Origin of the sequence: Pedobacter lusitanus, from assembly GCF_040026395.1 — a bacterium.
GTDB classification, from domain to species: Bacteria; Bacteroidota; Bacteroidia; order Sphingobacteriales; family Sphingobacteriaceae; genus Pedobacter; species Pedobacter lusitanus.
This window is the reverse complement of the sequence record NZ_CP157278.1, coordinates 2,751,539-2,777,843: the sequence shown is the minus strand read 5'-3', so window position 1 is coordinate 2,777,843 and position 26,305 is coordinate 2,751,539. Positions and strand designations below refer to the sequence as shown.

The following is a 26,305-nucleotide window of genomic DNA, read 5'->3' as shown; positions in this document are numbered from 1 at the left end:
AAAACCATTTAATATATAAAAGCAGGTAGTATGAACGAATTTCAAATTAAAAAGTCAGACGTCGAATATGACGCCATAATAGTTGGATCCGGAGCAGGCGGTGGTATGGCAGGGTACGTGCTGGCTAATGCTGGTCAGAAAGTACTTATGCTGGAAGCAGGTGCTTATTTTGATCCGCGTCTGGATGCGCAGCAACTAAAATGGCCATGGGAATCTCCGAGACGGGGTGCAAGTACTGTACGTCCATTTGGAGATTTTGATGCTGCTTATGGAGGCTGGGAACTTGATGGAGAACCCTATACCCAGAAAAATAATTCTGAATTTGCCTGGTTTCGTTCCAGAATGCTGGGAGGGAGAACCAACCACTGGGGACGGATTTCACTGAGAATGGGCCCCGATGATTTTAAATGTAAAGATGGTCTGACAGATGACTGGCCTATTACCTATGAGGAAATCAAGCCTTATTATGATAAAGTTGACCGTATGATCGGTATCTACGGAACTGTTGAAGGGATTGAAAGTGAGCCGGACGGGATTTTCATGGCTCCGCCAAAGCCCAGACTTAATGAATTGTTTATCAAAAAAGCAGCAAAAAAGAATGGAGTAACCGTAATTCCGGGCAGGGGTTCTGTATTAACAGAAGCCTTACCAAATAATAAAGACCGGGCTCCTTGTTTTTATTGCGGGCAATGTGGCAGAAGCTGCAAGGTCTACGGCGATTTCTCTTCTTCTTCCTGTCTGGTTATACCAGCTGTAAAAACAGGAAATCTGACTGTGATTACCAATGCAATGGTGCGTGAAGTACTTACAGATAAAGGCGGTCTGGCCACTGGAGTATCTTATGTAGATAAAACTACAATGCAGGAACATCAGGTCAGAGGGAAAATTGTAATCCTGGGTGCCAGTGCCTGTGAATCTGCCCGTTTGCTGCTCAATTCCAAATCAGTTGCACATCCTAATGGTCTTGCCAATAACAGTAATGTCGTAGGAAAATATCTTCATGATTCAACAGGTGCAAGTCTGAGTGGCTTTCTTCCGCAGTTAATGGATCGTAAACGCTATAATGAAGATGGAGTAGGCAGTGTACATATCTATTCTCCGTGGTGGTTAGACAATAAAAAATTAGACTTTCCACGTGGTTATCATATTGAATATGGCGGCGGATTACATATGCCAGGTTATGGCTTTGGCGGCGGTATAGAAAACATGAATGGCGCAGTACCCGGAAAAGATGGTAAGATGAAAGAGGCTGGTGGATATGGTGCAGGACTGAAGGACGATTACAGACGCTTTTTTGGGACACAGGTTGGTATGGCCGGACGTGGAACTGCAATCGCCAGAGAATCTAATTACTGTGAAATAGACCCTAAAGTTGTGGATAAGTACGGTATTCCGGTACTCCGTTTCAATTATAAATGGGCAGTTGAAGAAGTTAAACAAGCTAAACACATGCAGGATACCTTTCAGGAAATGATGCATACCATGGGCGCAATCGTTACTTCTAAAATTCATGGCCCCGAAGATAATTACGGGCTGGAAGCACCAGGTAAAATCATCCATGAAGTTGGTACAGTGAGAATGGGTGATGATCCTAAAAAATCTGCTTTAAATAAGTGGTGTCAGGCACATGATTGTAAAAATCTATTTGTGGTCGACGCTGCTCCTTTTGTACAGCAGGGCGATAAAAATGCAACCTGGACTATTCTTGCTTTATCTATGAGAACAGCAGAATACATCCTTGCGCAAAAGAAAAAACTAAATCTAAGTTAAGCAGGCAGACATGAACAGACGTGAATCACTAAAAGCCATCGGTCTAACGGCAATCAGTTCGGCAGTATTGCTGGAGGCTTGTAAACCGGGAGTTCCGGCAACAGAAAATACAACAGAAGGAAAGGCTGCTGCCCAGCCGGGCAGGGAAGCTTTCGAAGTAGAAAGAGACAGAGCTTTAAATGCAGCAAAGTTTTTTGATGCACATGAAATGGCTACTATCGCTATACTTTCGGATATTATCATTCCTAAAGATGAAAAATCAGGAAGCGCTACAGACGCTAAAGTACCTGAATTTATTGAATTTATAGTTAAAGATATGCCTGAACACCAGACACCAATGCGTGGCGGGTTAAAATGGTTAGACATTCAGTGTCTTAACCGTTTTCAGCAAACATTTAAAGACGCATCTGAAAAGCAGCGCATTGAAATGGTTGAGGATATAGCTTATCCTAAAAAAGTTAAACCAGGGATGGAGCAGGGGGCAGCTTTTTTTAGTCTGATGAGAAACCTGACTGCATCTGGTTTTTTTACTACCGAAATGGGAGTAAAGGATTTGGGTTATGTTGGAAATGTGCCTAATAAATGGACTGGAGTACCAGCAGATGTATTAAAACAATACGGAATGGAAAACGTCTGATTTTAGTAATGGACGAGTGAAAGATTAGAGATTACCGGATATTTAATCAGAGGATGTCCGGTAACTCCTCAGCCTGCTAAATCAACCCGGCCTTTAAATTCCATAGGGTTTAACTGCAGAAATAAATTGCGAAAAACTACGTTTTAGCTTGCTCGAAAATGCAGTAGAAGACTAAAAAAATTGTATCTTCCTTTCTGTAACATCTTAATCAGCGGATGTTTATATGTTTTAATGAGAAGCACCTGCTGGGGGCTGTAGTTTGGAAGAAGAGAGTTATCAGGCAGCTTTATTTATAATTTATCCGATCATAAAAAAGCCAGATGACCCTTATCATTGTACTGCTCTGTATCCTGTTATTAATTGTGATGGTGTCCGCTTTGCGGATCAATGCATTTCTCTCCTTCCTGATCGTATCCATCGTTGCCGGCATAGCGCTCGGCATTCCATTAAATAAGATTGCCGGTTCTGTTGAAAAGGGCATGGGAGATGTTCTGGGTTCCCTGCTGATTATTATTACAGTTGGAGCCATGTTGGGTAAACTGGTTGCAGACAGTGGTGCTGCCCAAAGGATTGCTGCAGTAATTATGAATATCTGCGGAGAAAAGTATATTCAGTGGGGGGTGGTTGTCACCGGATTTCTGATTGGTATCCCTTTATTTTACGGAATTGGTTTTGTCCTGATGATTCCGCTGATCTTCTCTGTAGTTTACAAATATAAACTACCTGCAATTTATATTGGTTTACCTATGCTGGCTGCTCTTTCTGTAACCCACGGATTTCTTCCTCCGCATCCATCGCCTTCTGCATTAGTCATACAGTTTAAAGCAAACATGGGGCTTACCCTGTTATATGGTCTGATTGTAGCTATACCAGCCATCATTATTGGCGGTCCGCTTTTTGCCAGGACACTCAGGAGTATTCCTTCCGCACCCCTGCAAAGTTTTGTTCCTGTTGAAAAACCTGAGAGCGAACTACCGGGGACTTTTAATAGCTTTTTTACAGCATTGCTGCCAGTTCTGCTACTGGTTATGGCTGCTGTATTTTCTTTTTTTGCAGGGCGGATACCTGCATTAATTTCTATTATGGGGCTGGTAGGCGAATCTAATGTGGTTATGCTGATCGCGTTGATTACAGCAACACTTACCCTTGGAGTTTTTCAGGGAAAGAAAATAACCTATATCATGAATCTCTATGCAGAGGCTGTTAAAGATGTAGCTATGATTCTTCTGATTATCGGAGGTTCCGGTGCATTGAAACAAATCCTGGTAGATAGTGGGGTGAGTGGACAGATTGCAGTAATGCTGAAAGAATTACATATGCAGCCTCTGTTTCTGGCCTGGCTGATTACAGCTATTATCAGATTTTGTGTAGGCTCTGCTACAGTTGCAGGACTGACAACGGCGGGAATTATTTTACCATTAATGGTTGCAACGAATACGAACCCCAATTTAATGGTACTGGCAGTTGGAGCAGGAAGTTTAATGTTCTCTCACGTCAATGATGCGGGGTTCTGGATGTTTAAAGAGTATTTCAATTTAAGTCTGAAAAATACGTTTAAATCATGGGCATTAATGGAATCAATTGTTGGGATCGCCGGTCTGATCGGCGTACTTTTATTAAATCAAATTATCTAAAAAATATACAATGGAAAATTTAAGTGCAGAAGCGCAATTTGCAAAATTAGGATTAACCCTGCCACCGGCACCAAAACCTCTTGGAGTTTATAAGCCATACCTGATTGATGGTAAATATCTTTACTTATCCGGACACGGGCCTGTTAACGATGATAAAAGTTTGATTATTGGCCGTATAGGTGCAGATATGGATCAGGAACAGGGAAAACTGGCAGCAAGACAGGTTGGTTTAACTATGTTATCTACCATTAAAACCAATCTGGGAACATTAAACCGCGTAAAAAGAGTAATCAAGGTTTTGGGCATGGTGAACTGCACTCCTGATTTTGAAAAACATCCATTTATTATAAACGGGTGCAGTGAATTATTTGCGCAGATCTGGGGAGAAGAAAATGGTATCGGTACACGCAGTGCTGTAGGTTTTGGCTCATTACCTGATAATATTCCAGTAGAAATTGAAGCGATGTTTGAATTACATGAATAATATGGATACACCAGATTGGTATTTGATTGACGATGTGGATCAGCTTGATTCACCCGCCCTGATATTTTATCAGGATAGGATGACGGCTAATATTGAAAAATTAAAGCAGAGCATTAATGATATAAACAGGCTTAGACCACATGTCAAAACACACAAGACTATAGAAATCACCAGGCAATTGCTGGAGGCGGGTATTACTAAATTTAAGTGTGCAACTATTGCTGAAGCAGAGATGCTGGCTATTTGTAAAGCACCAGATGTATTATTGGCTTATCAGCCGGCAGGACCTAAAATTGACAGATTTATTCAGTTAATCAAAACCTATCCGGCAACTACTTTTTCCTGTCTGGTTGATAATGAGTTTTCACTGAAAGCTATTGCCGGGGCAGCAATAAATGCGGAGACCGAAATTGATCTTTTTCTGGATCTGAATGTGGGAATGAACAGGACCGGTATTCATCCGGAAAAAGGAGCATTGGAACTCTATTCAGCCGGTGTAGCTGAAAAGGGGGTAAAGATGCTGGGTCTGCACGCTTATGATGGTCATATTCATGATGCTGACTATGCTGTAAGAGAAGCTAAAGCTGGTGGGGTATTGGCATCCATAAGTAAATTAATCAAACAGCTGGTCTGGAAAGGTATACCTGAACCGGTTGTTATTGCCGGCGGAACACCAACCTTTCCGGTTTATGCAAAACTGGAAGATATAGAATGCAGTCCCGGAACTTTTATTCTCTGGGATAAAGGATACCTGGATGCTTTTGCAGAGCAGGATTATCTGACTGCCGCACTGGTACTGACCCGTGTCATATCTTTAACCGATAAGACAAAGATTACGGTTGATCTCGGGCATAAGTCTGTTGCTGCAGAAAATGTATTAAAAAGAAGAGTCTTTTTCTTAAATGCGCCTTCAGCAGAAGCGGTAAGTCAGAGTGAAGAACATTTGGTTCTTGAACTGGGGCCGGATCATGGTTTCCGGATAGGCGATGTCCTTTACGGTTTGCCGATACATATTTGTCCTACGGTAGCTCTTTATGATCATGCTGATATCGTTGCCAGTCATAAAATAACAGGGGGGTGGAAGATAATCTCAAGAGAGAGGAAGATTAATATTTAATTTTTAAAAGATGTTTACCATAGATGCACACCTCGATTTAAGTATGAATGCGCTGGAATGGAATCGCGATCTGCGGTTACCGGTTTCAGCTATTAATGATAGAGAACAGGGATTGACCGATAAACCCGACCGGGCTAAAGCGGTGGTTTCCCTGCCCGAACTGAGAAAAGGTAAAATAGGTCTGGTTGTAGCTACACAGATAGCCCGTTATGTCGCTCCCGGAAATAATCTGCCCGGCTGGCATTCTCCTGAGCAGGCATGGGCGCAGACACAAGGGCAGCTGGCCTGGTATAAAACGATGGAAGAGGCCGGAGAAATGGTGCAGATTAATAACCTGGAAAGTCTGGAGAAACACGTTCTTTTATGGGAAAGTGAACTGGCAGATGAAAAAAAAACTGTCGGATATATATTAAGTCTGGAAGGTGCAGATTCCATGGTTACTGTCCAGCATCTGGAACGTGCTCATGCTTATGGGCTGCGGGCAGTTGGTCCGGCACATTATGGACCTGGACGATATGCACAGGGAACTGACGCTACAGGTTTTATGGGACCAAAAGGTCATGAATTACTCAGAGAGATGGAGCGGCTGAATATTATTCTGGATGCTACACATTTATGCGATGATAGTTTCTGGGAAGCACTGGACCATTTTAACGGACACATCTGGGCTTCACATAACAACTGCAGGGCGCTGGTTAATCATAATCGTCAGTATAGTGACGGACAAATTAAAGCTCTCGTTAACCGTGGTGCTGTAATCGGACTTGCACTGGATGCCTGGATGATGGTTCCGAACTGGGTTCGCGGGCAGTCAACACCAAAAGGTATGAATTGTAATCTTGAAGTGATGGTTAATCATTTGGATCATATTTGCCAGATAGCCGGTAATACTTTACATGTCGGCATTGGATCAGATCTGGATGGAGCTTTTGGAAAAGAGCAATGTCCATATGATGTGGAAAACATCGCAGATCTGCAGAAAATACCAGGACATCTGGAAAAAAGAGGATATACAGCGCAGGATATAAGAAATCTGATGCAGGGTAACTGGCTTCGCTTTCTGAGAAAAGCATGGCTTTAAGATAGCCCGAAGGGCGATGTTGTGAATAATCAACAAGTTATCCACAAAAAATGTGGATAACTTGTTAGTCTCAGAATTTCAGTATCAGACTCTGATATAGATTTTACGTTTGTCCAGTATATAAGCTACCATCCAACATACTAACATAAAGCAGATTGCGAATAATAGTGAGCCTACCGGTCCGGGTGCAATGACCTGGAAGAAATTAACATTTATCCACTTGTTGAAATGTAAATGTGGAAAAAGAGTATCGATAATAATCAGCAGCAGGTCTGCAACAATGTAAATAAACAAAGGATTTTTCCCGAAAATAACAAAGAACTTTGTCCAGCTGATTGACTGTCTGACTTCAATAATATATAACAGTGTCCCAATAATCATCAGGTCAAGTCCGCAGGTGATCAGTACAAATGAGCTGGTCCACAGTTTTTTATTGACAGGGAATACTGAATTCCAGCAGATAGCTATTAAGACCAGTAAACTTCCTGCAAGAAACAGTTTGGCAATACTTTCATATCCTTTTCCCTTTTCCTGAATAAACTTACCCGCAAAGTATCCGATAATCACATTCACAATTGCCGGAATCGTACTGAGTATGCCCTCCGGATCAAAGGCAATATGCTTGCCATGCAGCGTGTCACCATGATACAAATGTGACTCCCCAAGCAACAGCTTATCCAGGTAATAACCCGCGTTACCTGTCATGGTTAATTCAGCACCCGAATCTCCGAACAGCAGCAAACAGATCCAATAACCTATCAGGAAGAAAACACTCATCCAGATGACAGTCTTACCTGACAGGTAATGGATCATTAGCGAAGCAACTCCAAAACACACCGCTATTCTTTGTAAAACACCCATAATACGGGTGTTTTCTATGACTGCAAATATGATATGACCTTGTTTGTCATACTTGAAAAACGGAAACCAGTACATCAGGTAACCGATAATGAAAATCAGAAAAGTACGTTTGAAAATTTTTAGCAGCACCTGTGAATTATCCATCTGACTGAATCTTTTCATAGAAAAGCTCATGGCATTCCCTACCGCAAAAAGAAAAGAAGGGAAAACGAGATCAGTTGGCGTAAATCCATGCCAGGCGGCATGTTCAAGCATGGCAAATGGGATTGCGCCTCTACCCGGAGTATTTACAATGATCATGAAACATAAAGTCATGCCACGGAATACATCCAGTGAAAGAAAACGCTCGGTTAGTGGTTTCATAGGCTTTTTATTAATTTCTACAGGAATTTTATTAAAGATATCTTAAATGATTTCCTGAATGAATTTATCCCTTAATTATATCCGGGATTTTGTGTTAGTACTTTGGTATTGCCTTTAATACTCAGGTCAATCTGGCGCTGCGGAATAGGGTAGTACTCGTTTCTGCCCGCAGTGAATCTTCCTCTTCTTACATCCGAAGTCAGTTTTCCCTGATAATCAAAGTATGCATTCAGCTCTTTTTCTGCAATACCCCAGCGTACCAGATCAAAAAAGCGATGTCCCTCCATAGCCAGTTCTATTTTACGTTCATAGTAAATAGCACTCAGTGCATAGGCCTGACCTTTACCCGCAAAATCACCTGCCGGATATTCACTGATTTTATAGTTTGCCGCAGGTACATCAGAAAATCCTTCCATCGGCTTGCTGTCATCTTTATACTTATAGACCCAGCCCTCTTTATTGGCAGCTCTGGCTCTTACCCTGTTTACATATTGCTGTGCCACAGTCAGACTTCCGGCCTGCGCTTCACATTCTGCTGCCAGTAACAAAACATCGGCAAAACGGATAACCAGGTAATTGATTGCTGATCCCGGTGCCCAGGTAGTTTTATCGGCATCAGTAGCTGCTGTTTTCTGCCAGTATATATTTTTCTTTGGTCCGTATGGTCCGCCATAGCTCTGATCCCTGATCCAGGCAGCCCCCGGATAATTACCCCAGTCCAGATAAGGAACTCCGCGTCTGCCAGCTGTCCAGTCTATCCTTGGATCAAGTGTCCCCTGATCAGGTGTGAATTCAGCACCACCGCCAATTCCCATATCATTTTTAACTGCGTAATCATTGTAGCTGGTCAGATAAGGAAGGCCGGTAGTCTCATTGGTTCTGAATCGGTTGACCAGATCAATAGAAGGCTGGAAAAATCCGCAGCAGCCAAACGGGCTGCCACCATAAGGAAAGTTGAGCATGTCTCCGTTATTCCCGCTTGTAGGTCCCGAAGGATCTGCGTTGGCTGCCATCTGTATAGTAAATACTTCTTCAGGATTGTTTTCTTTACTTGGCATGAAATTATCCTCAAATGAAGGGTTCAGATCATATTTTTTACCACTGCTTGTTACCCCCGACGCGATTACGATGTCAAATATTGCTTTAGCTTCTGCGTATTTGCGCTGGTATAAATAAGATTTAGCCAGGTAAGCTCCGGCTGCCCATTTATTTACCCTGCCAATTTCACCTTGTGTGCCAGGAAGATTCTCATAGGAAAATTTGAAATCTTCGGTAATCTTTGCCCACAGATCAGCACTAACCGGTTGGTTGAAATCTGTTATAGTTTCATCAATCCAGGGTGCCTTATTCCATAATTTTCTAATTTCAAAATAGAAATGTGCTCTTAAAAATCTCGCTTGTCCGGCAATTACTTTACCTTCTTCAGGTGTGATATCTGTTGCTTTTGCTAAAAACTTTAATACATTATTGGTCCGTGAAACACCTTCGTATAGCGCTTTCCATTTTCCGTTGTAGTAAGCATTGTTCGCATCTGAGTAAAAATTTGCAATCGGATCAATAGCTGGCTGATCAGAGCCGGCACTACCTTTGGAAGCATCACCTCCGGCAATGGATCCGAAAACCCAGTTACTTGGAGAACCCTGCCAGGCTTCACCACCACCTAAACTCTGGTTATTTCCCTGCATTCCATATAAGGCCGCATAAGAACCAATCAACAATGCATTTACACCGTTTTTATTTGCTACCAGTTCTTCAGACACAGAGCCCAGAGGAGGCTGCTGCAATGCCTTTTTACATGAATAAAATAGTTGTCCTGTAAAGACCATTACAGTTAACAAAATAAATGTAGATTTCTTCATCTTTATATTTTTTAAACCAAAGGGTGACTAAAAGGATAAGTTTAAACCTAATAAGAAAGTACGCTGACTAGGGTAAGAACCATCATCTACACCATAAGCAGTCTGCTGTCCTGTTTCGCTTGAAGTTCCTATTTCCGGGTCAACACCAGAATATTTGGTAATCGTAAACAAATTGGCTCCTGACAGATAAACTCTTAACTTATTGATTCCTATTTTCTGAAGTTTTACTGAATTGAAAGAATAGCCAATCTGTGCATTTTTCAATCTCAGGTAAGAACCGTTTTCTACGAAATAAGAATTCGGAACCGCATTGGTACCAAAGGAGTTTGCAGTTTCCTGAATAGGAGCTTTGGCATTGTGGTTTTGCGGAGTCCAGGAATCATATAAAGCAGTTTTGCTTTTGGCACCGCCGAAAGACGGATTAAAGTCTGTCCACCATTTTACCTGGTTCCAGATAGAGTTGCCCTGAACGCCATAGAAAAAAGCACTGAAATCCCAGTTTTTATAGGTTACACCCAGATTCAGACCATAACTGTAGTTTGGATTGGCATTGCCCAGAAATGTACGGTCATCAGCAGTAATACGGCCGTCACCATTCGTATCTGCATATTTAAAACGGCCTACACCTATATCAGTCTGATAAACATCACCAGGGTTACCGGTTGCAGCCTGTGCTTTCTGATTAGCCGCATCTACTTCCTGCTGAGAGTTCCAGAAACCATCAACCTTGTAGCCAAAGAACTGACTGATCGGATGACCTACAGCATTACGGATAATATTACTTCCGTCAAAGCGGCGGGAGTCTACATCGTAATAATCTGAACCCCCTGAAATCTTTTGAATTTCGTTATGATAAGTAGTAATAGTAGCAGTTGCATTCAGCTTCACTGTACTGCTTATTTGTGTATTACCAGATACCGAGATATCAAAACCATTATTTTTCATCTGGGCAATATTCACAAAAGGAACTTTTGCAGCACCCGCAGTACCTATCATTTCAGGATTATACAACAGATCCCGGATATTTTTGCGGTAATAATCAGCAGAGATATCAATATGTCCGCCAAATAAAGTCGCATCAAAACCAAAGTTAGAGTTGATGTTTTTCTCCCATTTGGCACCTGGATTACCAGTTTGATTCTGATAGAATCCGGAAACGATATTGTTTCCGCCGCCAATGGCATAATAAGAAGTACCTACAGCACTTCCAAAAGTCGTGAAGGAGTTACCGCCGCTTACATTAAGCTGATTTCCCATGATTCCGTAACCACCTCTGATTTTCAGATCGGTAATCCATTTTACATCTTTCAGGAAGCTTTCCTGAGAAACTCTCCATCCCGCACTTACAGCAGGAAACCATCCGTAAACATGCTCCAGAAATTTGGAAGATCCATCCCGGCGGATAGTTACACCCAGCAGATATTTATCGTTATAGCTGTAATCCACTCTTCCGATCAGAGAAAATAAAGTATTGGAAGTTCTGGCGCTGGTAGTTTTCATCGGGCCGCTACCTGTTGACAAATTGGTGTAATTCGGATCAAAAGAAAAATACCCCTGATTGGTGCCGGTAGAAACATGGGTGTAGTCTTTGAAAAACTCTGTCCCGACTACAGCTTTGATACGGTGTTTATCAATTGTTTTATTGAAAGATAGTGTATTGGTCCAGCTATAATTGTAGCCGTCCAGGGCGGATTCTGTATAAGAATTGAGGGTTGAGTTTTCTGCGTTCTCATAGGTAGGGTATACAAATGCACGGGTAGCACCAGAATAGTTCTCTCCACCAAACTGAGATCTTAAAGTCAGAAAATCAGTTAAATCGGCTTCTGCAAAGATATTACCAAAGAGCCTGTTTTGTTGTGATTTATTATCTCTGGTTCTTTCCTGCATAGCCACAGGATTATAAGCGTCCCCAAGATTACCACCATAAGAGCCGGCGTAGTTTCCCATAATATCTCTTACCGGTACAATAGGCTGTTCTCTGAACGCATGTCCGATTGCATTATCACCACTCAATCCTGCAATTTTTGGATTATTGGTAATGGAATAGGCCAGATTTTCTCCAACTCTGATTCGTTTGCTTATATTATACTGGCTATTTGAACGGATTGTATACCTTTTCAGATACGTATTGATCAGTGTCCCCTGCTGGTTGAAATAATTAGCTGAAAACAAATAATTCCCCTGGTCAGATCCGCCTGTTATGGCTACATTCTGACTGGTTATCGAAGCGGGCCTGAATATTTCATGATACCAGTCGGTTCCCTGCTTATTGGCTCTGGAAATCCGGTAAAAACTGTGGTATTCATTATCAGAAGTATAAAATGGTTTTAGTTTATAGAGTGAAGGATTTGTTCTCGGATCACCTTCTTTAGCCCCTGCAGGCAAGATATAATCCGGCAAAACGTAAGTAGGGCCGCTGCCATACAAAGAATCTGCAAAGTCAGTGGCTCCGGAATTGGTCATGGCCATGTGCTTGAGATCTGCCATTTCCTGAGGAGTCAGTACATTCCATACATTTCCTCCTTTAGGACGTTGTGTTCCGTAATAAGCATCATAGGTTACCGTTACTTTACCTTTTCCTTTTTTAGTGGTGATGACAATTACTCCGTTAGCAGCTCTTGACCCGTAGATTGAAGCCGATCCGGCATCTTTCAGTACCTGCATGGTCTCTATATCATTAGGATTAAGATCAGCAATGCTCTGTGTAGGTACACCATCGACTACATATAAAGGATTATTGTTTCCAAAGGTATTGACACCCCTGATTCTTACCTGAGGCTCTTCACCGGGTTGTCCCGAACCCAGTACAGTAACACCTGAAGCCTGTCCCTGTAACAGATTATTCACAGATGAGGTTGGCTGTTTGATCATTTCTCCAACATTGACTACAGCTACAGCACTGGTCAGATCTTTTTTTCTTTGCGTACCATAACCTACCACGACTACTTCTCCTAAAGAAGTAAGTTCTTCGATAAGCTGAACATTTAAAACTGTACGCCCGTTGAGCGGAATTTCTTTAGCTGTAAAACCAATATAAGAGAACACCAGTGTAACATCCGGTCCGGGAGCAGTAATTGCATAACTACCATTGGAATCTGTTGTGGTACCAATTTTGGTGCCTTTAATATTTACACTTACACCAGGCAGGCTTTCTCCCTTATCAGAAGAAACTTTCCCTTTGACAGTTATGAGATTCTGATTAGCTGATAAAAGTCCTGTATTTTCTTTTTCATAAAGCAGAATCTGGTTATCCTCTACTTTATAATAAATATTCAATGGATTTAAAGTTTCATCCAGGATCTGACCCAAACGTTTGTTTACTGCATTTACAGAAACCTTGCGCTGGGCTTTGATCACCGTTGAACTGTATACGAAATTGACGCTGGTCAATTGCTGTATCTCGGCCAGAATCTGTTTAATCTGGCCCTGATTGATATTAATAGAGATTTCTTTGTTCAATATCTCCTGCCCTTTGACATTCTTGGCGAATGAAGCACAGGTGAATAAAATACCAAGAAAAATTTGTGTCATGGATATCCGCATTGCTGTTTTGATTAAAGCAACAAATCGCTTTTTTTTCATACCTTTAGAAGTTTTTGTTCGTTAATGTGAAAATTTCGTACAGAGATAACTGGCTGGCAATGTTGGGGAACTTTGTCAGCCTCTTTTTTTTGGGAGGAATTTGGTTAGTAGAGTTTCAATTGGTTCATAGGCTGGTTGATTTTGGTTTTTAGGTTGGTTAGGTTGGCTGGTTATTTTGTTTTGATAATTATTTTAGTGCCTGATATTTCATAATGTGCCTTTATCGTATGACATAGCAGGTCTAATTTCTGATATAAATTCTGTTTGGAAATATCCCCTGTGAATGTATTGTTGTACAATTCCTGGTCTTCAATAATGATCCCTATTCCATAAGTTGCCTGTAATTGATTAAGGACTTCTGTCAATGGTGCTTCCTCAAATATGTATTTTGTCCTGAGATCTTTCTGGTGCCCGGCAGGAATAATCGGCATAGGATCTGCTACCAGAGTTGTCTTGAAATTATCATTGTCTTTAGTATAAATTGTGGTTTGATTTGGCGTCAGAACCACCTTTTTCTCCTCATTAAAAAGACGTTTAAGATTTAGCTGCTGATCTTCATTTCTGGAAACCATTACTTTTCCTGTTTTTACGATGACCTGCGTTTCTTCAGTAGATGGGTTGGTCTTAATGATAAAGCTTGTACCAACAACCCGGGTAATTACATTCTTATTGTAAACAAAAAAAGGGCGGTCAGGATTTTTGCTGATCAGGAAATACCCCTCTCCACCTAAAGCAACTTCGCGTGTTTTAGCAGAAAAGTGCTGCGGATAAGTTAAGGAAGATTTTGGCTGCAGTATGACCACACTGCCATCTTCCAGTTGGATTTTTAAAGGAGAAGAACCATTGTTTTTCTTTTCCAGCCTGTTTGCCTGAGACTGAAATCTGATATACTGGGGATTTTGATGATGATATAAAAACAGATATCCGGTGAAAAGAGTGAGTGCGGCAAGAGCGGCAGCAGCAAACCATAAAACCCGGGGCAGTTTTTTTACCCGGGGTGACTGTTGCATGGAACTTATGCTTTCTGTTTCAAGGCCGGTTTCGAAATTAATCCTGTCCCAGAGTTTCTGTTCAAGAGCAGGTAATTCGCTGGAATAGATCTGCTCCAGATCATCTCTGTCAAGCATGCCATACAATTTTTCAATCACAATCAGTTCCTCTTCAGAACATTTATTCTGTAGATATTTCTCTAATAAGGAATGAAGGGCTTGTCTTTTCATTTGGTGCCTTTAAACTATATGTAAGTTTAAAGACGTCTACCCCTAAAAGAAAATGAAATAAATTTAAAACCGGTGTAAAAAGACAAAACTGAGGAATACAAACAGGTATTCTTTTAAATGAAAACGCATACTCTTTATGGATTGCGTTATATGGTATTCTACCGCTTTTTCAGAAATATTGAGCTGTTGGGAGATCTCTTTGGTTGAACGGTTATCAATACGGCTTAATTTAAAAATCTCTCCCGTTTTTTTTGGCAGCAAAGCGATGCCCTGGTGGAGCGCTTTGGAAAGATCATTTACTAAAACTAAATCATCAGTGCTGCTGGCGATCGTTTGTTTCTGAACATTCAGATGATCCTGATATTTTTCTTTAACGAGCTGGGATTTGTAATGATTAATGATACTATACTTCAGACTTCCGAATAAATACGAATCCAGAGAATTGATGACGATGGTTTCTCTTCGTCTCCACAGATCTACAAATAAGTTCTGGGTTAGTTCCTCTGCGAGTTCCTTATGGTATATTTTGACATAGGCCGCCTTGTAAATCCCCATCCAGTAACGGGTATAAATTTCCTTAAAAGCCAGACCATCACTAGCTTTTAGTAAATCTACCAACACATTATCGGAGAGACCGGCGTATTTCATTCAAATTATATCTGGCAATAGTAAATGTTTAAAATTATTACCTGAATTTAAACAGGTTTTAAGTAGTTTCTAAAATTTAAATATCTTTTTTATTGGCTTCAACATTTATTTGTGTAATTATTTAATGAAACAGGAATATTTTTGTAGAAATATCAAATATAAAAAAATACATAACTGTTATGTCCTTAAGATCAGCCTGTTTCCCTTATGAAATTAAACAGATACCTGGGAAAAGCAATTGTTTTTAAGATTAAGCGCTTAAGTTAGTAATTAAATCAGTAATAATAAGAGAACAGTTAATGCTTTAATTATCAGGAACAGCGGCTAGGTAATATTTTTAACACATATGATAATTTAAAGAGTTTAACAACCTGTTGTTAGTCAGTAGGTTTATAAGTAAAAAATAACGACTTATAGAGTTAATTTTATTTTGATTTAGAAAAAATATGCCCTATGTTTCTGTGTTTTTAATCAAAACTATTATTTTAGAGGTTTAACTACCATACTGAACTAAAGAGAGCTATTTTTCAGGTTTTTGCAGACCGAATAAAGTTTCATCTTCTCTGAAGAAAGAAACCTGTTTTTATGTTTAAATCGCAATGAATAAAAAAGATGGAAACAAAAAGACAAATTAAACTCAACTATACTCAGGAATTTAAAATTGCCTGTAAAATAAATAATTTGAAACCAGAAGAATTGCTGCAGTACTTTATCAGCCACGTTTCTTTCTATGCGTTTATTGGTGGTAACATGGAAGCTCTTTATTTATGGGCTACAACCGTCTGTATTGACTTTAAAGAAGTATACGGAGGAGAGCCACAACCGGTTACTGATCATAAAATACAGGAAATTTCCTTAAAGTATATCAAGAAGCTGACTGCGTTAAATATGGATGACGGAGCTTATAAAACCCTGGAATATTATAATGGTATTTCCATTATGAAAGAATGGTCTGCTGAAATGCTTCCGTTTACTGATTATGAGTTGCAGATACAGATCAGTGATGAATCGTTTCTTGATCTGACATTTGACTTTAATTTGATTTGCAGAATGAACGGAAGCGATATAGAGGCACTGCTTCAGTATTTTATCAATAGGATTTCTCTGGCAAGAGAAAGAGCTTTAAATCTTCATCAGCATGTTAAAACTGATCCAAGTACAGCTTTCCTGTTATTACTGATCAGTAAACATGTAAGCTTCAGAAATAAAATTATGCCTCAGCAGGAAATGTATAAGAAATTTACCCTTCAGTTATTGAAACTTGATGAAAAACAGGAGGGAGAAAGTAATCTTGAAAATAAAATAAGAAATTATAATGTTTTTTATCTGGAGTGGTACAATGCGCTGAATAAGAATGTCAATTGATTAAATTTCTAATGGTCAGTTCCGGTTAATTTTCTACCTTGATTATCTGATGGGATATTCATCCGGTATAAGGTATCTTTTAGGCACTTAATCATAAGGTACAGCAAATCAATAAAATTAAAATCCTGTTCATGGACATGGTTGTGCCTGTGAAGAATAAAAATAAATAATATGGACTCAAAAGAACGAGTTAAGTTGACCTATACTGAAGATTTCAGAGTGGCCTGTACGATCAACAATCTGAAACATGAAGAGGTTTTGCAATATTTCATTAACAGAGTTTCTTTTTATGCATTTAACGGAGGCGAGATGGAAGCCGTTTCCCTATGGGCTACCAGTATCGTTGTTGATTGTAAAAATGAAGTTAACGGACAGATACAGGCGGTAACAGATAGAAAAGTAAAGCGCGTATCTTTAAAATATATTCTGATGCTGAGTGAACTGAATGATAATGCTTATTTATCTACAGTAGATAAGATGAAGGAGAGTTTTTTACTGATGAAAGAATGGGAAACAGATATGTCTCCGCTGGTAGATTATCCGGAATGTTTTCAGCTGGATGAAGAGCGTTCCTTATCACTTACATTTGACTTTAATCTGTTGTGCCGTATGAATGGTATCACAGCTGAACAGGTCTTGCAATATTTTATGGATAATATATCCATGGCACAGGAAAGGGCAGTAAATCTGATAGAGTTTGTAGAGACCAATTCATGTATGTCTCTTTTTGGTATGATGAGACTGAGTCTTGGTGATAAAAAGAACAGAATCCCAGTACATCAGGAGATTCATAAATGGTATGGGGATAAGCTGCTCTTGCTGGACGAAAGATTAAAAAAAGAGAATAACCTGGACAAAAGAATTACTGTTTACAGGGCTTTTTATAAAGAGTGGTATAACTCATTGAGAAAAAACATAAATTAACAGATTTGACCGGATGCTTAAAAGCCCTGACAAACCTGTTAATTTCAGCACTGTAGCTTTTTGTCCTTTTTTTCAATCAATGCAGTATTCGGAAGAAAATCTTTTGGGGATAATCCAAAGTGATCTGCGAATACATTGATGTGTTTCAGATTGTATTTTGCCGGGTTACCGCTGTTTTCCACATTACCAATAAAAGACGCTTTAACCCCGATGATGTAGGCAATATCTTCCTGCCTTAATTTCTTGTCAGCTCTTAATTTTCTGACGAAATCAACTACATGTTGTTCAATAAGATCGAGTTTTACCTTTCCTTCCATTTGCCGACTAAGTAATTTATATTCTCATTTATAATTTACACAAATAGGTGTAAATATAGCCTGTTTCTGTTATTTAAGTTAAATTATTGAAATTTGACAATATAATGTTGCTAATTTAAAACTATTTCAAATTTATTAATCTTATCCTTTTGTCTGCAGGATTTTTGTTTTTAACAATTCAGGCGTCTGTTTGAAATGGCCGGCACATAGTGAAAAAGCCATTTAACTGTTGAAAACAACAACAGTATAATATACTAAAAAAAACTTTAACTGTATAATACCGGCTAATTATTATAAAAATATCCATCGCAGTTAATTTTAACCATCAGAAACGTACAAATTAAGCTGATAATCACGTTCATTCACTATATTTGTTACATTACAAAGACCTCAAACTTTCAATGAATAAGACCATAGCTGGTTTATCGGCATCTAAACATCTGGATAGCCTTTTTGTTTCACTAATAGGCTTTATCCTGATCCTGATTTATACCAGACATTCTGGTGTGGGCATTTCGCCTGATTCTATTGTGTATGTAAGTGTGGCCAGGAATCTGAATGCCCATGGCATGCTCATCGATTATAACCTGAAGCCAACTGTCGATTTCCCTTTATTTTATCCGCTGTTCTTAGGTGTAACCAGCTTTATTTCCCGTATTGATCCAGTGGCAGCGGGGCCGTATCTGAATGCTTTGCTTTTTGCCATTATCATTTTTTGTACGGGTAAACTGATAGATTCATTTACTGGAACCAGCAGATACTATAAGCTCGTTATACTGCTTTCAATAGCTATCAGTCCATCCCTGTTTGATGTCTATGCTATGTTATGGTCAGAAACCCTGTTCATATTGCTGATAATCTTGTTTATGCTGGCCTTTACCAGCTATCTGAAGACTCGTTCAGTTGCCGGACTAATCGGATGTGCAATTATTGCCGGTTTAGCCTGTGTGACCCGTTATGCAGGTATTACTGTGATTGCAACAGGTTTAATGATGATGGTTTTTGACCGTTCACTGAACTGGAAGAAAAAAATATTTCATGGTGCACTTTTTAGCCTGGTTGCTATTGCCCTGCTGGCCGCCAATCTGTTTCGCAATGCGATGTATTCTGATTCACTGACCGGGCCGAGGGAATCCGGGATTACTTCACTGGGAGATAATATTTTTTATTATGGAAAAGTACTTTGCTCGTGGCTTCCCTTTGCAGATCAGTATCCGGCTGTCTATTCGGCGATTGCCATTATATTGTTTGTGATAATAGTTGTAGTCTATCTGAAACGGAGCTGGTTTGCGGTGAACTATGGTACTGCTGAAAATTGTTTTGCTGCTTTTTTCATTGTTTATACAGTCTTTATTATCGGGGTTTCCACACTTTCACATTTTGAACAGATCAATAACAGGTTTATATCCCCGTTATTTATTCCAATGCTGATCACTATAACCTGCTGGGTACCCGGTGTGCTAACCCGTTTGCCAGTTAGACAGCGCAGTATAGCTTTTGCAGCTGCAGGGTTGGTTATTCTTGGTTTTCAGGTTAACGAACTGCGGAAACTCTATGACATGTACCAGGAAGCCAGAGATTATGGGATAGCTGGTTATACCGATGATTCCTGGAAAAAATCTCAGACTGCAGAATTTCTCAGACAGCATCCTGAAATTTTCAAACCGGGATATGGGCTCTATTCCAATGCAGCAGAAGCTGCATATTTCAATGGCGGACTAAATGCTGTTTCGCTTCCGCATTATAATATTCCGGATGATATCAGTGATTTCTATAAGAAAAAAGGGATGTATCTGATTTGGTTCCGCGCCATAGAAGATCCTGATCTGATTACTTTATCAGCTTTACGTAAACGGGCCAGCGTTGTAAAGCAATATAGCTTTAAAGACGGAGACATCTATTTTGTAAAACCAGGTATTAATCCTTAGCGTGAAAACAGGCTCTGCATCTTGGTTCGTAACTTTCTTTTTCACCAAGCAGAATTTTAGCATCACTGGCTACCCTGCGAAAAGAGTACATAGCCGGACTACCACATCTGACACATACTGCATTAACCTTAGTAACCAGTTCTGCAACAGCCATTAAAGCAGGAACAGGACCAAAAGGTTTTCCGCTGAAATCCATATCCAGACCGGCAATAATTACTCTGATCCCTTTATTTGCCAGTTTATTACAAACTTCAGGCAGTTCATCGTCAAAAAACTGAGCTTCATCAATGCCTACAACCTGTGTATCAGCACTGAGCAGAAGGATTGCTGATGAATGTGTTACTGGTGAGGCTTCAATAGAATTGTAATTATGAGATACAACGGCAGTTTCATCATAACGTGTATCGGTTGCAGGTTTGTAAATCTCTACTTTTAACCGGGCAATCTCTGCACGTTTTAATCTTCTGATCAGTTCTTCCGTTTTGCCTGAAAACATAGAGCCGCAAATTACTTCAATGCTGCCACCATATTCTCCTCTGCTGTAATTTTGTTCGCTAAATAACATGCTGTATTCTGGGGTGTAATGCCCGGCGAATATCGAAATTTTGTAGTACTTTTGAGTGTTTAGTTATCAACATAAATCACCAATTCTTACGTTATAGTACTATGATGAACCAGGAGGACATATTCAAAAAGATAGGGCAGATACTTAATGAGTTAAATGATCAGTATCAGTATTTAGCTCAGAATCCCCGTGAACTCAATGAATTAGAGCTTGAACTTTTTCTGGCCAATGCCAGTTTTTTATCTGATCATGTCAATATCATTAAGAAGATAAACAGTGGTGTTACCCCGCGGATATTGTCAGGAGATACTGAAGCTAAACATCATAATCATATCGGAGATGATTCTTCGGTTCATGAGATATTACCCGCTAAACCTCATCTGGACGATATTTTCAAACCAGATAATGAACCTTCCAATTTTGAATTTATTCTGAACGAAAAACTCAACACAGATAAGTTTGAATTTGAAGAGAAACCTGTGGATGCCATATTTGACAGGCCATTAAGTAAAGAAGAAGAACTGATTATTGCGCAGAAGCAAAAACTGAGAGAAATGGATAGTCTGGGTGTGGAGCTACCAGAAGATGATGAGGTAGGACCGGAACCTTTTCTGGTGTCTGAACAGTTAGTGGAGGCCGAAGCTGAAGAAATTGAAACCGTTTCTCCGGTTGAAGAAGAAACGACAGCAGTTGCAGAAGAAGAAAAACAGGAAACCGGGCATACAGTACATGAAAACACCGCTGCTCAGGAACCTGCAGAAGAAGAGATTATTGCAGCAACTCAGCCGGTAGCTGAAACATCAGTTCCTGTAACCGCACATATACCGGTAATTGAGCACATACAGGAAGAAATCATAGAAGAACCTGCCGGAGAGCCGGAACCGGTAGCTGATTACAAGCCAGAGCCTGTCAGGGAACCAGCTCCGGTATTTGAATCCAAACCTGTTCAGGAAGAATTATTTGCACCGGTGCAGGGCTATACAGATAAAGAATCTGAAAAACCGGCAGCGAGGCCCACACTGAACGATATTTTGTCTGGTGGCAATACAGCCCGGAATATCAACACTGAAAGCAGCAGGGTGCAGATTAAGGACTTAAAACAGGCAATCAGTCTGAATGACAAGATGCGTTATATTAAAGATTTGTTTAACGGTTATAATCTTGCTTATGCGGAAGCGATAGATCTGGTTAATAAAATGCCTGATTTTAAAAGTGCCGATGAATTTTTACAGCGTAATTATGCCGTTAAAAATAACTGGGCAGCTAAGCAGGATACCACAGATCAGTTTTACGAATTATTAAATCAACGTTTTTCCGTTAAATAAAGCCCATTCTATTAGAATCCAGTTTCAGGAAAATAAATAGTAATACGGTGAAACTCCATAAAGAAGAACCTCCGTAGCTGATAAACGGCAATGGAATACCGATTACCGGGATGATACCTATGGTCATCCCTATATTGATAAAGACGTGGAAAAAGATGATACTTGCCACACAGTAGCCGTAAACCCTGGAAAATGTAGAACGTTGTCTTTCGGCCAGGTTAATTACCCTCAAAAGCAAAAAGACATAGAGTCCTATCACTACTGAGCAGCCCAGGAAGCCCCATTCTTCACCAATAGTGGAGAAGATAAAGTCGGTACTTTGCTCAGGTACATAGCCATATTTGGTCTGGGTACCTTCCAGAAACCCTCTTCCGGTCAGCTGACCTGCCCCGATAGCAATCTTGGACTGTATTACGTTATAGCCAGCCCCTTTGGGATCTGTTTTAAGACCCAGCATAATTTCTATACGTGTGCGCTGATGCGGTTCAAGAACCTTCTCATAGGCGACTTTGACTAAAAATAAATAGGCAATAGCAATAACAGTAGCCAGAATCATAGAGAACATCATCTTTTGCTTTCTGCGGTTCTGATAGATAAAGAATCCACCCACAGCTGCAATTACCGGAATCAGTATGTAAGACGGCACCAGAAAATCAGCAATAAACAAAACGATCATTCCCAGAAAAATCAGCAGGAAATAACCTGATAAGCCTTCCCTGTATAATGGAAACATAAAGGCCAGGAATACCAGTGCAGAACCAGTATCAGGCTGCAGCATAATCAGCAGCAACGGAAATCCTATAATCAGTCCGGCAAAGAAAATGGATTTAATGTCTGTGAATTTGGGATTGAAGTTACCCACATATCTGGCAATCAGCAGGGCCGTACCAAATTTAGCCAGCTCAGAGGGCTGGAGCCTGAAAGCGCCCAGAGGAATCCAGGCCTGGTTACCCGCTACTTTTCTGCCTACAACCAGCACTGCCATCAGCAGCAGCATCGTGATCCCATAAACCACAGGGGAGAATACACTGAAGAATTTAGCATCAAGCAGGAGAATAGAAAAACCGAGAATTAGTCCGGTAATGATATAAATGAGCTGTTTACCGTAATTACTGCTAAAATTAAATATAGCAGAAGTTTCAGGGTTATAAAGCGAAGCATAAATATTTATAAAGCCGATGGTACACAAAGCCGTATAAATCAAAATGGTGATCCAATCTACATTAAAGAAGAAGCGGCTGCCTTGTTGCGTACTCATTTGCTTAGTTAATAGTTGTTTTAGTAGTTATGATTTTATTTTCCGGTGAGGCTGGAAGGGCTGTTACCGGTTTAGCTGCGCTGTCAGTACCTTTAGGAGCCAGTTTAATTTTTGGCTTTGGTTCCTCCGGTAAAACAACAACTTTTTTCATCACTTCTGACTGTGCCAGCCTGCTGCCTGAAATTTTACGGGTCAGGTATTTTTCTGTAATATAACTTGCAATAGGGGCGGCATAAACTCCACCAAAACCAGCATTCTCTACAATTACAGCAATGGCTATTTTAGGATTGTCGCGTGGGGCGAAACCAATAAACACAGAGTGATTTTTTCCGTGAGGGTTTTGTACCGTACCAGTTTTTCCGCATAAAAGAATATTGGGTATGGCAGAGGCTCTGGCTGTACCATATGGTGCGTTTACTGCATCCTGCATTCCATCAATTACCGGCTCAAAATGAGCGGCATCAATATCCACCCAGTTTTTAACCAGGTATTCTTTTTTTACTTCTTTCTTTTCACCTATACCTTTAACCAGGTGAGGTTTGATATAATAACCTCTGTTGGCAATGATGGCCATGATATTAGCCATCTGTAAAGGTGTGGCACTCATCTCTCCCTGTCCGATAGCCAGTGAGATTACGGTTGTGTATCCCCAGTGTTTTCCAAATCTTTTGGTGTATTCTTCAGAAGTAAATAATCTTCCTTTACGCTCAAAAGGCATATCCAGGTCAAGTTTAGAACCCAAACCAAATTTCCGCACTTTTGCCGCCCAGGAATCATATGCTTCTATTTTATTCTTGAATTTCTTCTGTGTCATCAGCTTCTGAAATACATAGCAGGCATAAGTATTACAGGATCTTGCCAGTCCTTTGCGAAGTGCTATATTTCCATCAACGTGTTCACAGCTGACAAAGTGATTTCCAGCCCAGTATCCGCCCGGGCAGTTAAACGTTGTATTCGGGTCGATTACACCTTCCTGTAAGGCGATTAAATCATCAAGAGGTTTAAAAGATGATCCCGGAGAATAATAACCTGAAAGCGGCCTTACGTTGAATGGCCTGTTCGGAGAGCGGAAAATATCCATGTAATTGTTGCCCTGTTGTCTTCCTACCATCAGATTGGGATCATATGTAGGGCTGCTTACAAATGCGAGTACTTCGCCTGTAGCCGGTTCAATTGCTACAATACTACCTACTTTATTTTTTAGTAATTGCTCCCCTAATTTCTGAATTTCAATATCCAGAGAAGAAACCAGGGTTTCACCCGAAATTGCCAGTGTGTCAAATTTACCATTCAGATAACTTCCCTGAGGAACATTACGCGCATTGTAAATCGTATTCTCTACGCCTCTTTCACCACGAAGTACATCATTGTACTGGCGCTCCACACCAGATTTTCCTATATAATCTCCTGGACGGTAATAACCTTCACTTTCTTCAATATCTTTATCTGAGACTTCTTTTACATATCCAAAAAACTGTCCGGCAACACTATCAGGATAATGTCTTACCGTTCTGTTTTGCGTCTCAAAACCGATAAACCTGGAAAGTCTTTCCTGTAAAGCAGCATAAGTCTGCACGGATAGCTGTTTTTCAAAAACTGAACGCTGGTATTTAGACTGGTTTCGGGCCTTGTTGAAACGTTTATGAAAACCAGCCATATCAATACCAATAATCTTGCATAAAGCCAGCGTATCGAATGGTTTGACTAAACTAGGGGTGACCATCAGGTCATATACAGGTTCATTTTGTACCAGGACCTTGTTGTTCCGGTCAGTAATTACCCCACGTGCAGGGAAAGTATATTTTTTACGGAGGACATTGCTGTTGGCAGAGAGGAAATAACGGTCGCTGGCTACCTGTATATAAAAAAGTTGTCCTATTAAAATAAGGGCAACTACTATAAACAGACCTTGTATGATATATTTTCGGTTGAAAAGATTCTCCATTAGCGCATTTTTCTATTATAGAAGATGAATTCTATCAAAATAACAGTGAATAGGGTAAAGATACCGCTAAACAGGCATCTTAACAAAGTATAGGAGAGTTCTGTTAATTTAAAAGCTTCTAACAAGAAAAGCACAAGATGGTGTGAGAAGGTACATAGCAGGGCATACAGGCCAAACCATTTAAATCCCATATTACCCAGAGTAGGTTCTGGTTCATCAAAATTGTCCCGGCTTACAGTAACAGATATAAATAAAATCCGCACAAAGACCAGCATCACACAGGCAGCTGTATGTACACCTAAGGTATCATAAAAGGCATCCAGCGTCAGTCCTGTACCAAAGGCGATCAAATATAAAACAGGATTGGGTGTGCTGAATGGCAGCAGCAGTAAAAACAGAATATAAGTGAAAGGAGTTGCCAGATCATAAAAACTGAAATTCCTTAACAAAAGAATTTGTATAGAAAGCAGAATAAACCACCTTAAGATATTGATTAATATGATTCTACTGTTCATTCGGCAATTTTGATTCTAGCGCTTTTTCTTCTTCTGAAAATTTATCCTTGATTACATAAACATACTGTAAAGTACTGAAATCATTGAAAAGATTAATCTGGATAGTCAGGAAATTATCTCCTGTTGAGATCCCTCTGTTACTGATTGTTCCTACCTGTATTCCAGGAGGGAATGATCCAAAACCTGAGGTGATGACCGTATCCTTTAATTTTACTTTGAAATGGTTGGGAACATCTTTGATAAAAGCAGTTCTGTAATCTGAATTCCTGTCTCCCCATACCAGTGAGCCCAGTGCTTTTGTTGATTTGATGCTTACACTGATTTTGGCATCTTTATTTAACAGGGACTCTATAGTGGCCAGGTGAGGGGAAACATCACGAATAATGCCCACTACACCTCTGCCGGCAGAGATGACGGCCATACCGCTTTCTATACCATCCAGGGCTCCTTTATTTATGGTGATAATATTATTTCTGAGCGTGATAGAGTTTTTGATTACTCTGGCTGCCAGATAGGTGTACTGAACATGTGTGGCAGTATCTTTAACCACGGTGTTTTTAGCGCTGTCAATATTTTTTAGCGCTAAAAGGGCAGTATTCAATTTTGCATTTTCCAGTGCAAGACTGTCATTTACTGTACCCAGATTCATGTATCTTTTAAATACATTTAATTTTTCATAGGCATGCCCTACAACCTCATTTGTTGAGTTTAGGGTCACACTCCTTTGGTAAGCATTATTTTTAACAGTCAGGATGATACCAATGGTAAAAAAAATGACAAACAGGAAAAATGCGTTGTATCTGTTAATGAAAATCCAAAGGTTACGCATATTTCTTCATTCTGTATTGAAATACAGCCCTCATCTTTATTTTAATGATAAAATGTGAGCAGTTTTGAAGCTGCTCAC

The 26,305-nt window shown here is 40.1% G+C and carries 21 protein-coding genes; 10 read left to right on the top strand and 11 right to left on the bottom strand.

Translation table 11 applies throughout. The annotated features are described in order from the left end of the window. The first annotated feature begins 30 nt into the window (after nucleotides 1-30). The 6 genes from PL_RS11775 (at nucleotide 31) to PL_RS11750 (ending at nucleotide 6,723) form a co-directional block, all read left to right on the top strand. Nucleotides 31-1,770, top strand: a complete 1,740-nt coding sequence (locus PL_RS11775; protein ID WP_041883077.1) for a GMC family oxidoreductase — start codon at nucleotides 31-33, stop codon at nucleotides 1,768-1,770. 10 nt (nucleotides 1,771-1,780) lie between these two features. Next, nucleotides 1,781-2,407: a gluconate 2-dehydrogenase subunit 3 family protein gene (locus PL_RS11770; RefSeq protein WP_041883076.1), complete on the top strand. Its 627-nt coding sequence runs from the start codon at nucleotides 1,781-1,783 to the stop codon at nucleotides 2,405-2,407. Nucleotides 2,408-2,727: 320 nt separating this feature from the next. After that, a complete protein-coding gene (locus PL_RS11765) occupies nucleotides 2,728-4,041 on the top strand; it encodes a gluconate:H+ symporter (protein ID WP_041883075.1) in 1,314 nt (437 codons plus the stop codon). A gap of 10 nt (nucleotides 4,042-4,051) precedes the next feature. After that, nucleotides 4,052-4,525, top strand: a complete 474-nt coding sequence (locus PL_RS11760) for a RidA family protein (RefSeq protein WP_041883073.1) — start codon at nucleotides 4,052-4,054, stop codon at nucleotides 4,523-4,525. Between the two features lies 1 nt (nucleotide 4,526). Continuing rightward, the gene (locus PL_RS11755; RefSeq protein WP_041883091.1) at nucleotides 4,527-5,642 is read left to right on the top strand and encodes a D-TA family PLP-dependent enzyme; all 1,116 of its coding nucleotides are present in this window, start codon (nucleotides 4,527-4,529) and stop codon (nucleotides 5,640-5,642) included. Between the two features lie 10 nt (nucleotides 5,643-5,652). Then, the gene (locus PL_RS11750) at nucleotides 5,653-6,723 is read left to right on the top strand and encodes a dipeptidase (protein ID WP_041883072.1); all 1,071 of its coding nucleotides are present in this window, start codon (nucleotides 5,653-5,655) and stop codon (nucleotides 6,721-6,723) included. An 84-nt stretch (nucleotides 6,724-6,807) separates the two neighbouring features. On the opposite strand, the gene PL_RS11745 is transcribed toward PL_RS11750, so the two are convergent. From PL_RS11745 to PL_RS11725, 5 genes are all read right to left on the bottom strand, one after another. Further along, nucleotides 6,808-7,947, bottom strand: coding sequence for an acyltransferase family protein (locus PL_RS11745; protein WP_041883071.1), 1,140 nt, complete (start codon nucleotides 7,945-7,947; stop codon nucleotides 6,808-6,810). 71 nt (nucleotides 7,948-8,018) lie between these two features. Next, the gene (locus PL_RS11740; RefSeq protein ID WP_041883070.1) at nucleotides 8,019-9,806 is read right to left on the bottom strand and encodes a RagB/SusD family nutrient uptake outer membrane protein; all 1,788 of its coding nucleotides are present in this window, start codon (nucleotides 9,804-9,806) and stop codon (nucleotides 8,019-8,021) included. 27 nt (nucleotides 9,807-9,833) lie between these two features. Next, nucleotides 9,834-13,388 (bottom strand): TonB-dependent receptor, encoded by a 3,555-nt coding sequence (locus PL_RS11735; protein ID WP_052496378.1) that lies wholly within the window; start codon nucleotides 13,386-13,388, stop codon nucleotides 9,834-9,836. Nucleotides 13,389-13,558: 170 nt separating this feature from the next. Then, nucleotides 13,559-14,608 carry a FecR family protein gene (locus tag PL_RS11730; RefSeq protein ID WP_041883068.1) on the bottom strand — a complete coding sequence of 350 codons (1,050 nt, stop codon included), beginning with the start codon at nucleotides 14,606-14,608 and terminating at the stop codon, nucleotides 13,559-13,561. 63 nt (nucleotides 14,609-14,671) lie between these two features. Then, complete coding sequence (locus tag PL_RS11725; protein WP_041883066.1) at nucleotides 14,672-15,256, bottom strand: sigma-70 family RNA polymerase sigma factor; 585 nt, start codon at nucleotides 15,254-15,256, stop codon at nucleotides 14,672-14,674. A gap of 612 nt (nucleotides 15,257-15,868) precedes the next feature. Here PL_RS11725 and PL_RS11720 point away from each other — a divergent pair. Together PL_RS11720 and PL_RS11715 are read left to right on the top strand one after the other, a co-directional pair. Then, on the top strand, nucleotides 15,869-16,621 hold the full coding sequence (locus PL_RS11720) for a hypothetical protein (RefSeq protein ID WP_041883065.1): 753 nt from the start codon (nucleotides 15,869-15,871) through the stop codon (nucleotides 16,619-16,621). 171 nt (nucleotides 16,622-16,792) lie between these two features. After that, nucleotides 16,793-17,545, top strand: a complete 753-nt coding sequence (locus PL_RS11715; protein WP_041883063.1) for a hypothetical protein — start codon at nucleotides 16,793-16,795, stop codon at nucleotides 17,543-17,545. Between the two features lie 44 nt (nucleotides 17,546-17,589). On the opposite strand, the gene PL_RS11710 is transcribed toward PL_RS11715, so the two are convergent. Continuing rightward, complete coding sequence (locus tag PL_RS11710; RefSeq protein ID WP_041883062.1) at nucleotides 17,590-17,862, bottom strand: helix-turn-helix domain-containing protein; 273 nt, start codon at nucleotides 17,860-17,862, stop codon at nucleotides 17,590-17,592. Between the two features lie 401 nt (nucleotides 17,863-18,263). Here PL_RS11710 and PL_RS11705 point away from each other — a divergent pair, with 401 nt between their 5' ends. Further along, nucleotides 18,264-19,790, top strand: coding sequence for a glycosyltransferase family 39 protein (locus tag PL_RS11705; protein WP_041883060.1), 1,527 nt, complete (start codon nucleotides 18,264-18,266; stop codon nucleotides 19,788-19,790). Here the strand turns inward: PL_RS11705 and PL_RS11700 are convergent. After that, complete coding sequence (locus PL_RS11700) at nucleotides 19,780-20,355, bottom strand: thymidine kinase (RefSeq protein WP_041883058.1); 576 nt, start codon at nucleotides 20,353-20,355, stop codon at nucleotides 19,780-19,782. The two genes, PL_RS11705 and PL_RS11700, sit on opposite strands and share 11 nt — an antisense overlap. Nucleotides 20,356-20,456: 101 nt before the next feature. Between PL_RS11700 and PL_RS11695 the strand changes: the two genes are divergently transcribed. Beyond that, nucleotides 20,457-21,680, top strand: a complete 1,224-nt coding sequence (locus PL_RS11695) for a hypothetical protein (RefSeq protein ID WP_041883057.1) — start codon at nucleotides 20,457-20,459, stop codon at nucleotides 21,678-21,680. On the opposite strand, the gene rodA is transcribed toward PL_RS11695, so the two are convergent. The 4 genes from rodA to mreC are packed head-to-tail and all read right to left on the bottom strand — an operon-like array spanning nucleotide 21,673 to nucleotide 26,227. Beyond that, nucleotides 21,673-22,938, bottom strand: a complete 1,266-nt coding sequence (rodA, locus tag PL_RS11690) for a rod shape-determining protein RodA (RefSeq protein WP_041883056.1) — start codon at nucleotides 22,936-22,938, stop codon at nucleotides 21,673-21,675. The genes PL_RS11695 and rodA overlap by 8 nt on opposite strands. Before the next feature lie 4 nt (nucleotides 22,939-22,942). Further along, complete coding sequence (gene mrdA, locus PL_RS11685) at nucleotides 22,943-24,883, bottom strand: penicillin-binding protein 2 (protein WP_041883055.1); 1,941 nt, start codon at nucleotides 24,881-24,883, stop codon at nucleotides 22,943-22,945. Then, on the bottom strand, nucleotides 24,883-25,398 hold the full coding sequence (locus PL_RS11680) for a hypothetical protein (RefSeq protein WP_041883054.1): 516 nt from the start codon (nucleotides 25,396-25,398) through the stop codon (nucleotides 24,883-24,885). Before PL_RS11680 ends, mrdA begins: the two co-directional genes overlap by 1 nt. Next, entirely contained in the window at nucleotides 25,388-26,227 is an 840-nt protein-coding gene (gene mreC, locus PL_RS11675) for a rod shape-determining protein MreC (protein WP_041883052.1), read from the bottom strand. Before mreC ends, PL_RS11680 begins: the two co-directional genes overlap by 11 nt. Between the last annotated feature and the right edge of the window lie 78 nt (nucleotides 26,228-26,305).

What these genes read in the sequence shown, in the direction of transcription:
- PL_RS11765 (WP_041883075.1), top strand. Translation starts at nt 2,728, where the DNA reads ATGACCCTTATCATTGTACTGCTCTGTATCCTGTTATTAATTGTGATG.
- PL_RS11725 (WP_041883066.1), bottom strand. Translation starts at nt 15,256, where the DNA reads ATGAAATACGCCGGTCTCTCCGATAATGTGTTGGTAGATTTACTAAAA.
- PL_RS11695 (WP_041883057.1), top strand. Translation starts at nt 20,457, where the DNA reads ATGATGAACCAGGAGGACATATTCAAAAAGATAGGGCAGATACTTAAT.
- PL_RS11705 (WP_041883060.1), top strand. Translation starts at nt 18,264, where the DNA reads ATGAATAAGACCATAGCTGGTTTATCGGCATCTAAACATCTGGATAGC.
- PL_RS11745 (WP_041883071.1), bottom strand. Translation starts at nt 7,947, where the DNA reads ATGAAACCACTAACCGAGCGTTTTCTTTCACTGGATGTATTCCGTGGC.
- PL_RS11775 (WP_041883077.1), top strand. Translation starts at nt 31, where the DNA reads ATGAACGAATTTCAAATTAAAAAGTCAGACGTCGAATATGACGCCATA.
- PL_RS11770 (WP_041883076.1), top strand. Translation starts at nt 1,781, where the DNA reads ATGAACAGACGTGAATCACTAAAAGCCATCGGTCTAACGGCAATCAGT.
- PL_RS11730 (WP_041883068.1), bottom strand. Translation starts at nt 14,608, where the DNA reads ATGAAAAGACAAGCCCTTCATTCCTTATTAGAGAAATATCTACAGAAT.
- PL_RS11715 (WP_041883063.1), top strand. Translation starts at nt 16,793, where the DNA reads ATGGACTCAAAAGAACGAGTTAAGTTGACCTATACTGAAGATTTCAGA.
- PL_RS11755 (WP_041883091.1), top strand. Translation starts at nt 4,527, where the DNA reads ATGGATACACCAGATTGGTATTTGATTGACGATGTGGATCAGCTTGAT.
- PL_RS11700 (WP_041883058.1), bottom strand. Translation starts at nt 20,355, where the DNA reads ATGTTATTTAGCGAACAAAATTACAGCAGAGGAGAATATGGTGGCAGC.
- PL_RS11680 (WP_041883054.1), bottom strand. Translation starts at nt 25,398, where the DNA reads ATGAACAGTAGAATCATATTAATCAATATCTTAAGGTGGTTTATTCTG.
- PL_RS11760 (WP_041883073.1), top strand. Translation starts at nt 4,052, where the DNA reads ATGGAAAATTTAAGTGCAGAAGCGCAATTTGCAAAATTAGGATTAACC.
- PL_RS11720 (WP_041883065.1), top strand. Translation starts at nt 15,869, where the DNA reads ATGGAAACAAAAAGACAAATTAAACTCAACTATACTCAGGAATTTAAA.
- PL_RS11735 (WP_052496378.1), bottom strand. Translation starts at nt 13,388, where the DNA reads ATGAAAAAAAAGCGATTTGTTGCTTTAATCAAAACAGCAATGCGGATA.
- PL_RS11750 (WP_041883072.1), top strand. Translation starts at nt 5,653, where the DNA reads ATGTTTACCATAGATGCACACCTCGATTTAAGTATGAATGCGCTGGAA.
- PL_RS11740 (WP_041883070.1), bottom strand. Translation starts at nt 9,806, where the DNA reads ATGAAGAAATCTACATTTATTTTGTTAACTGTAATGGTCTTTACAGGA.
- PL_RS11710 (WP_041883062.1), bottom strand. Translation starts at nt 17,862, where the DNA reads ATGGAAGGAAAGGTAAAACTCGATCTTATTGAACAACATGTAGTTGAT.
- rodA (WP_041883056.1), bottom strand. Translation starts at nt 22,938, where the DNA reads ATGAGTACGCAACAAGGCAGCCGCTTCTTCTTTAATGTAGATTGGATC.
- mrdA (WP_041883055.1), bottom strand. Translation starts at nt 24,883, where the DNA reads ATGGAGAATCTTTTCAACCGAAAATATATCATACAAGGTCTGTTTATA.
- mreC (WP_041883052.1), bottom strand. Translation starts at nt 26,227, where the DNA reads ATGCGTAACCTTTGGATTTTCATTAACAGATACAACGCATTTTTCCTG.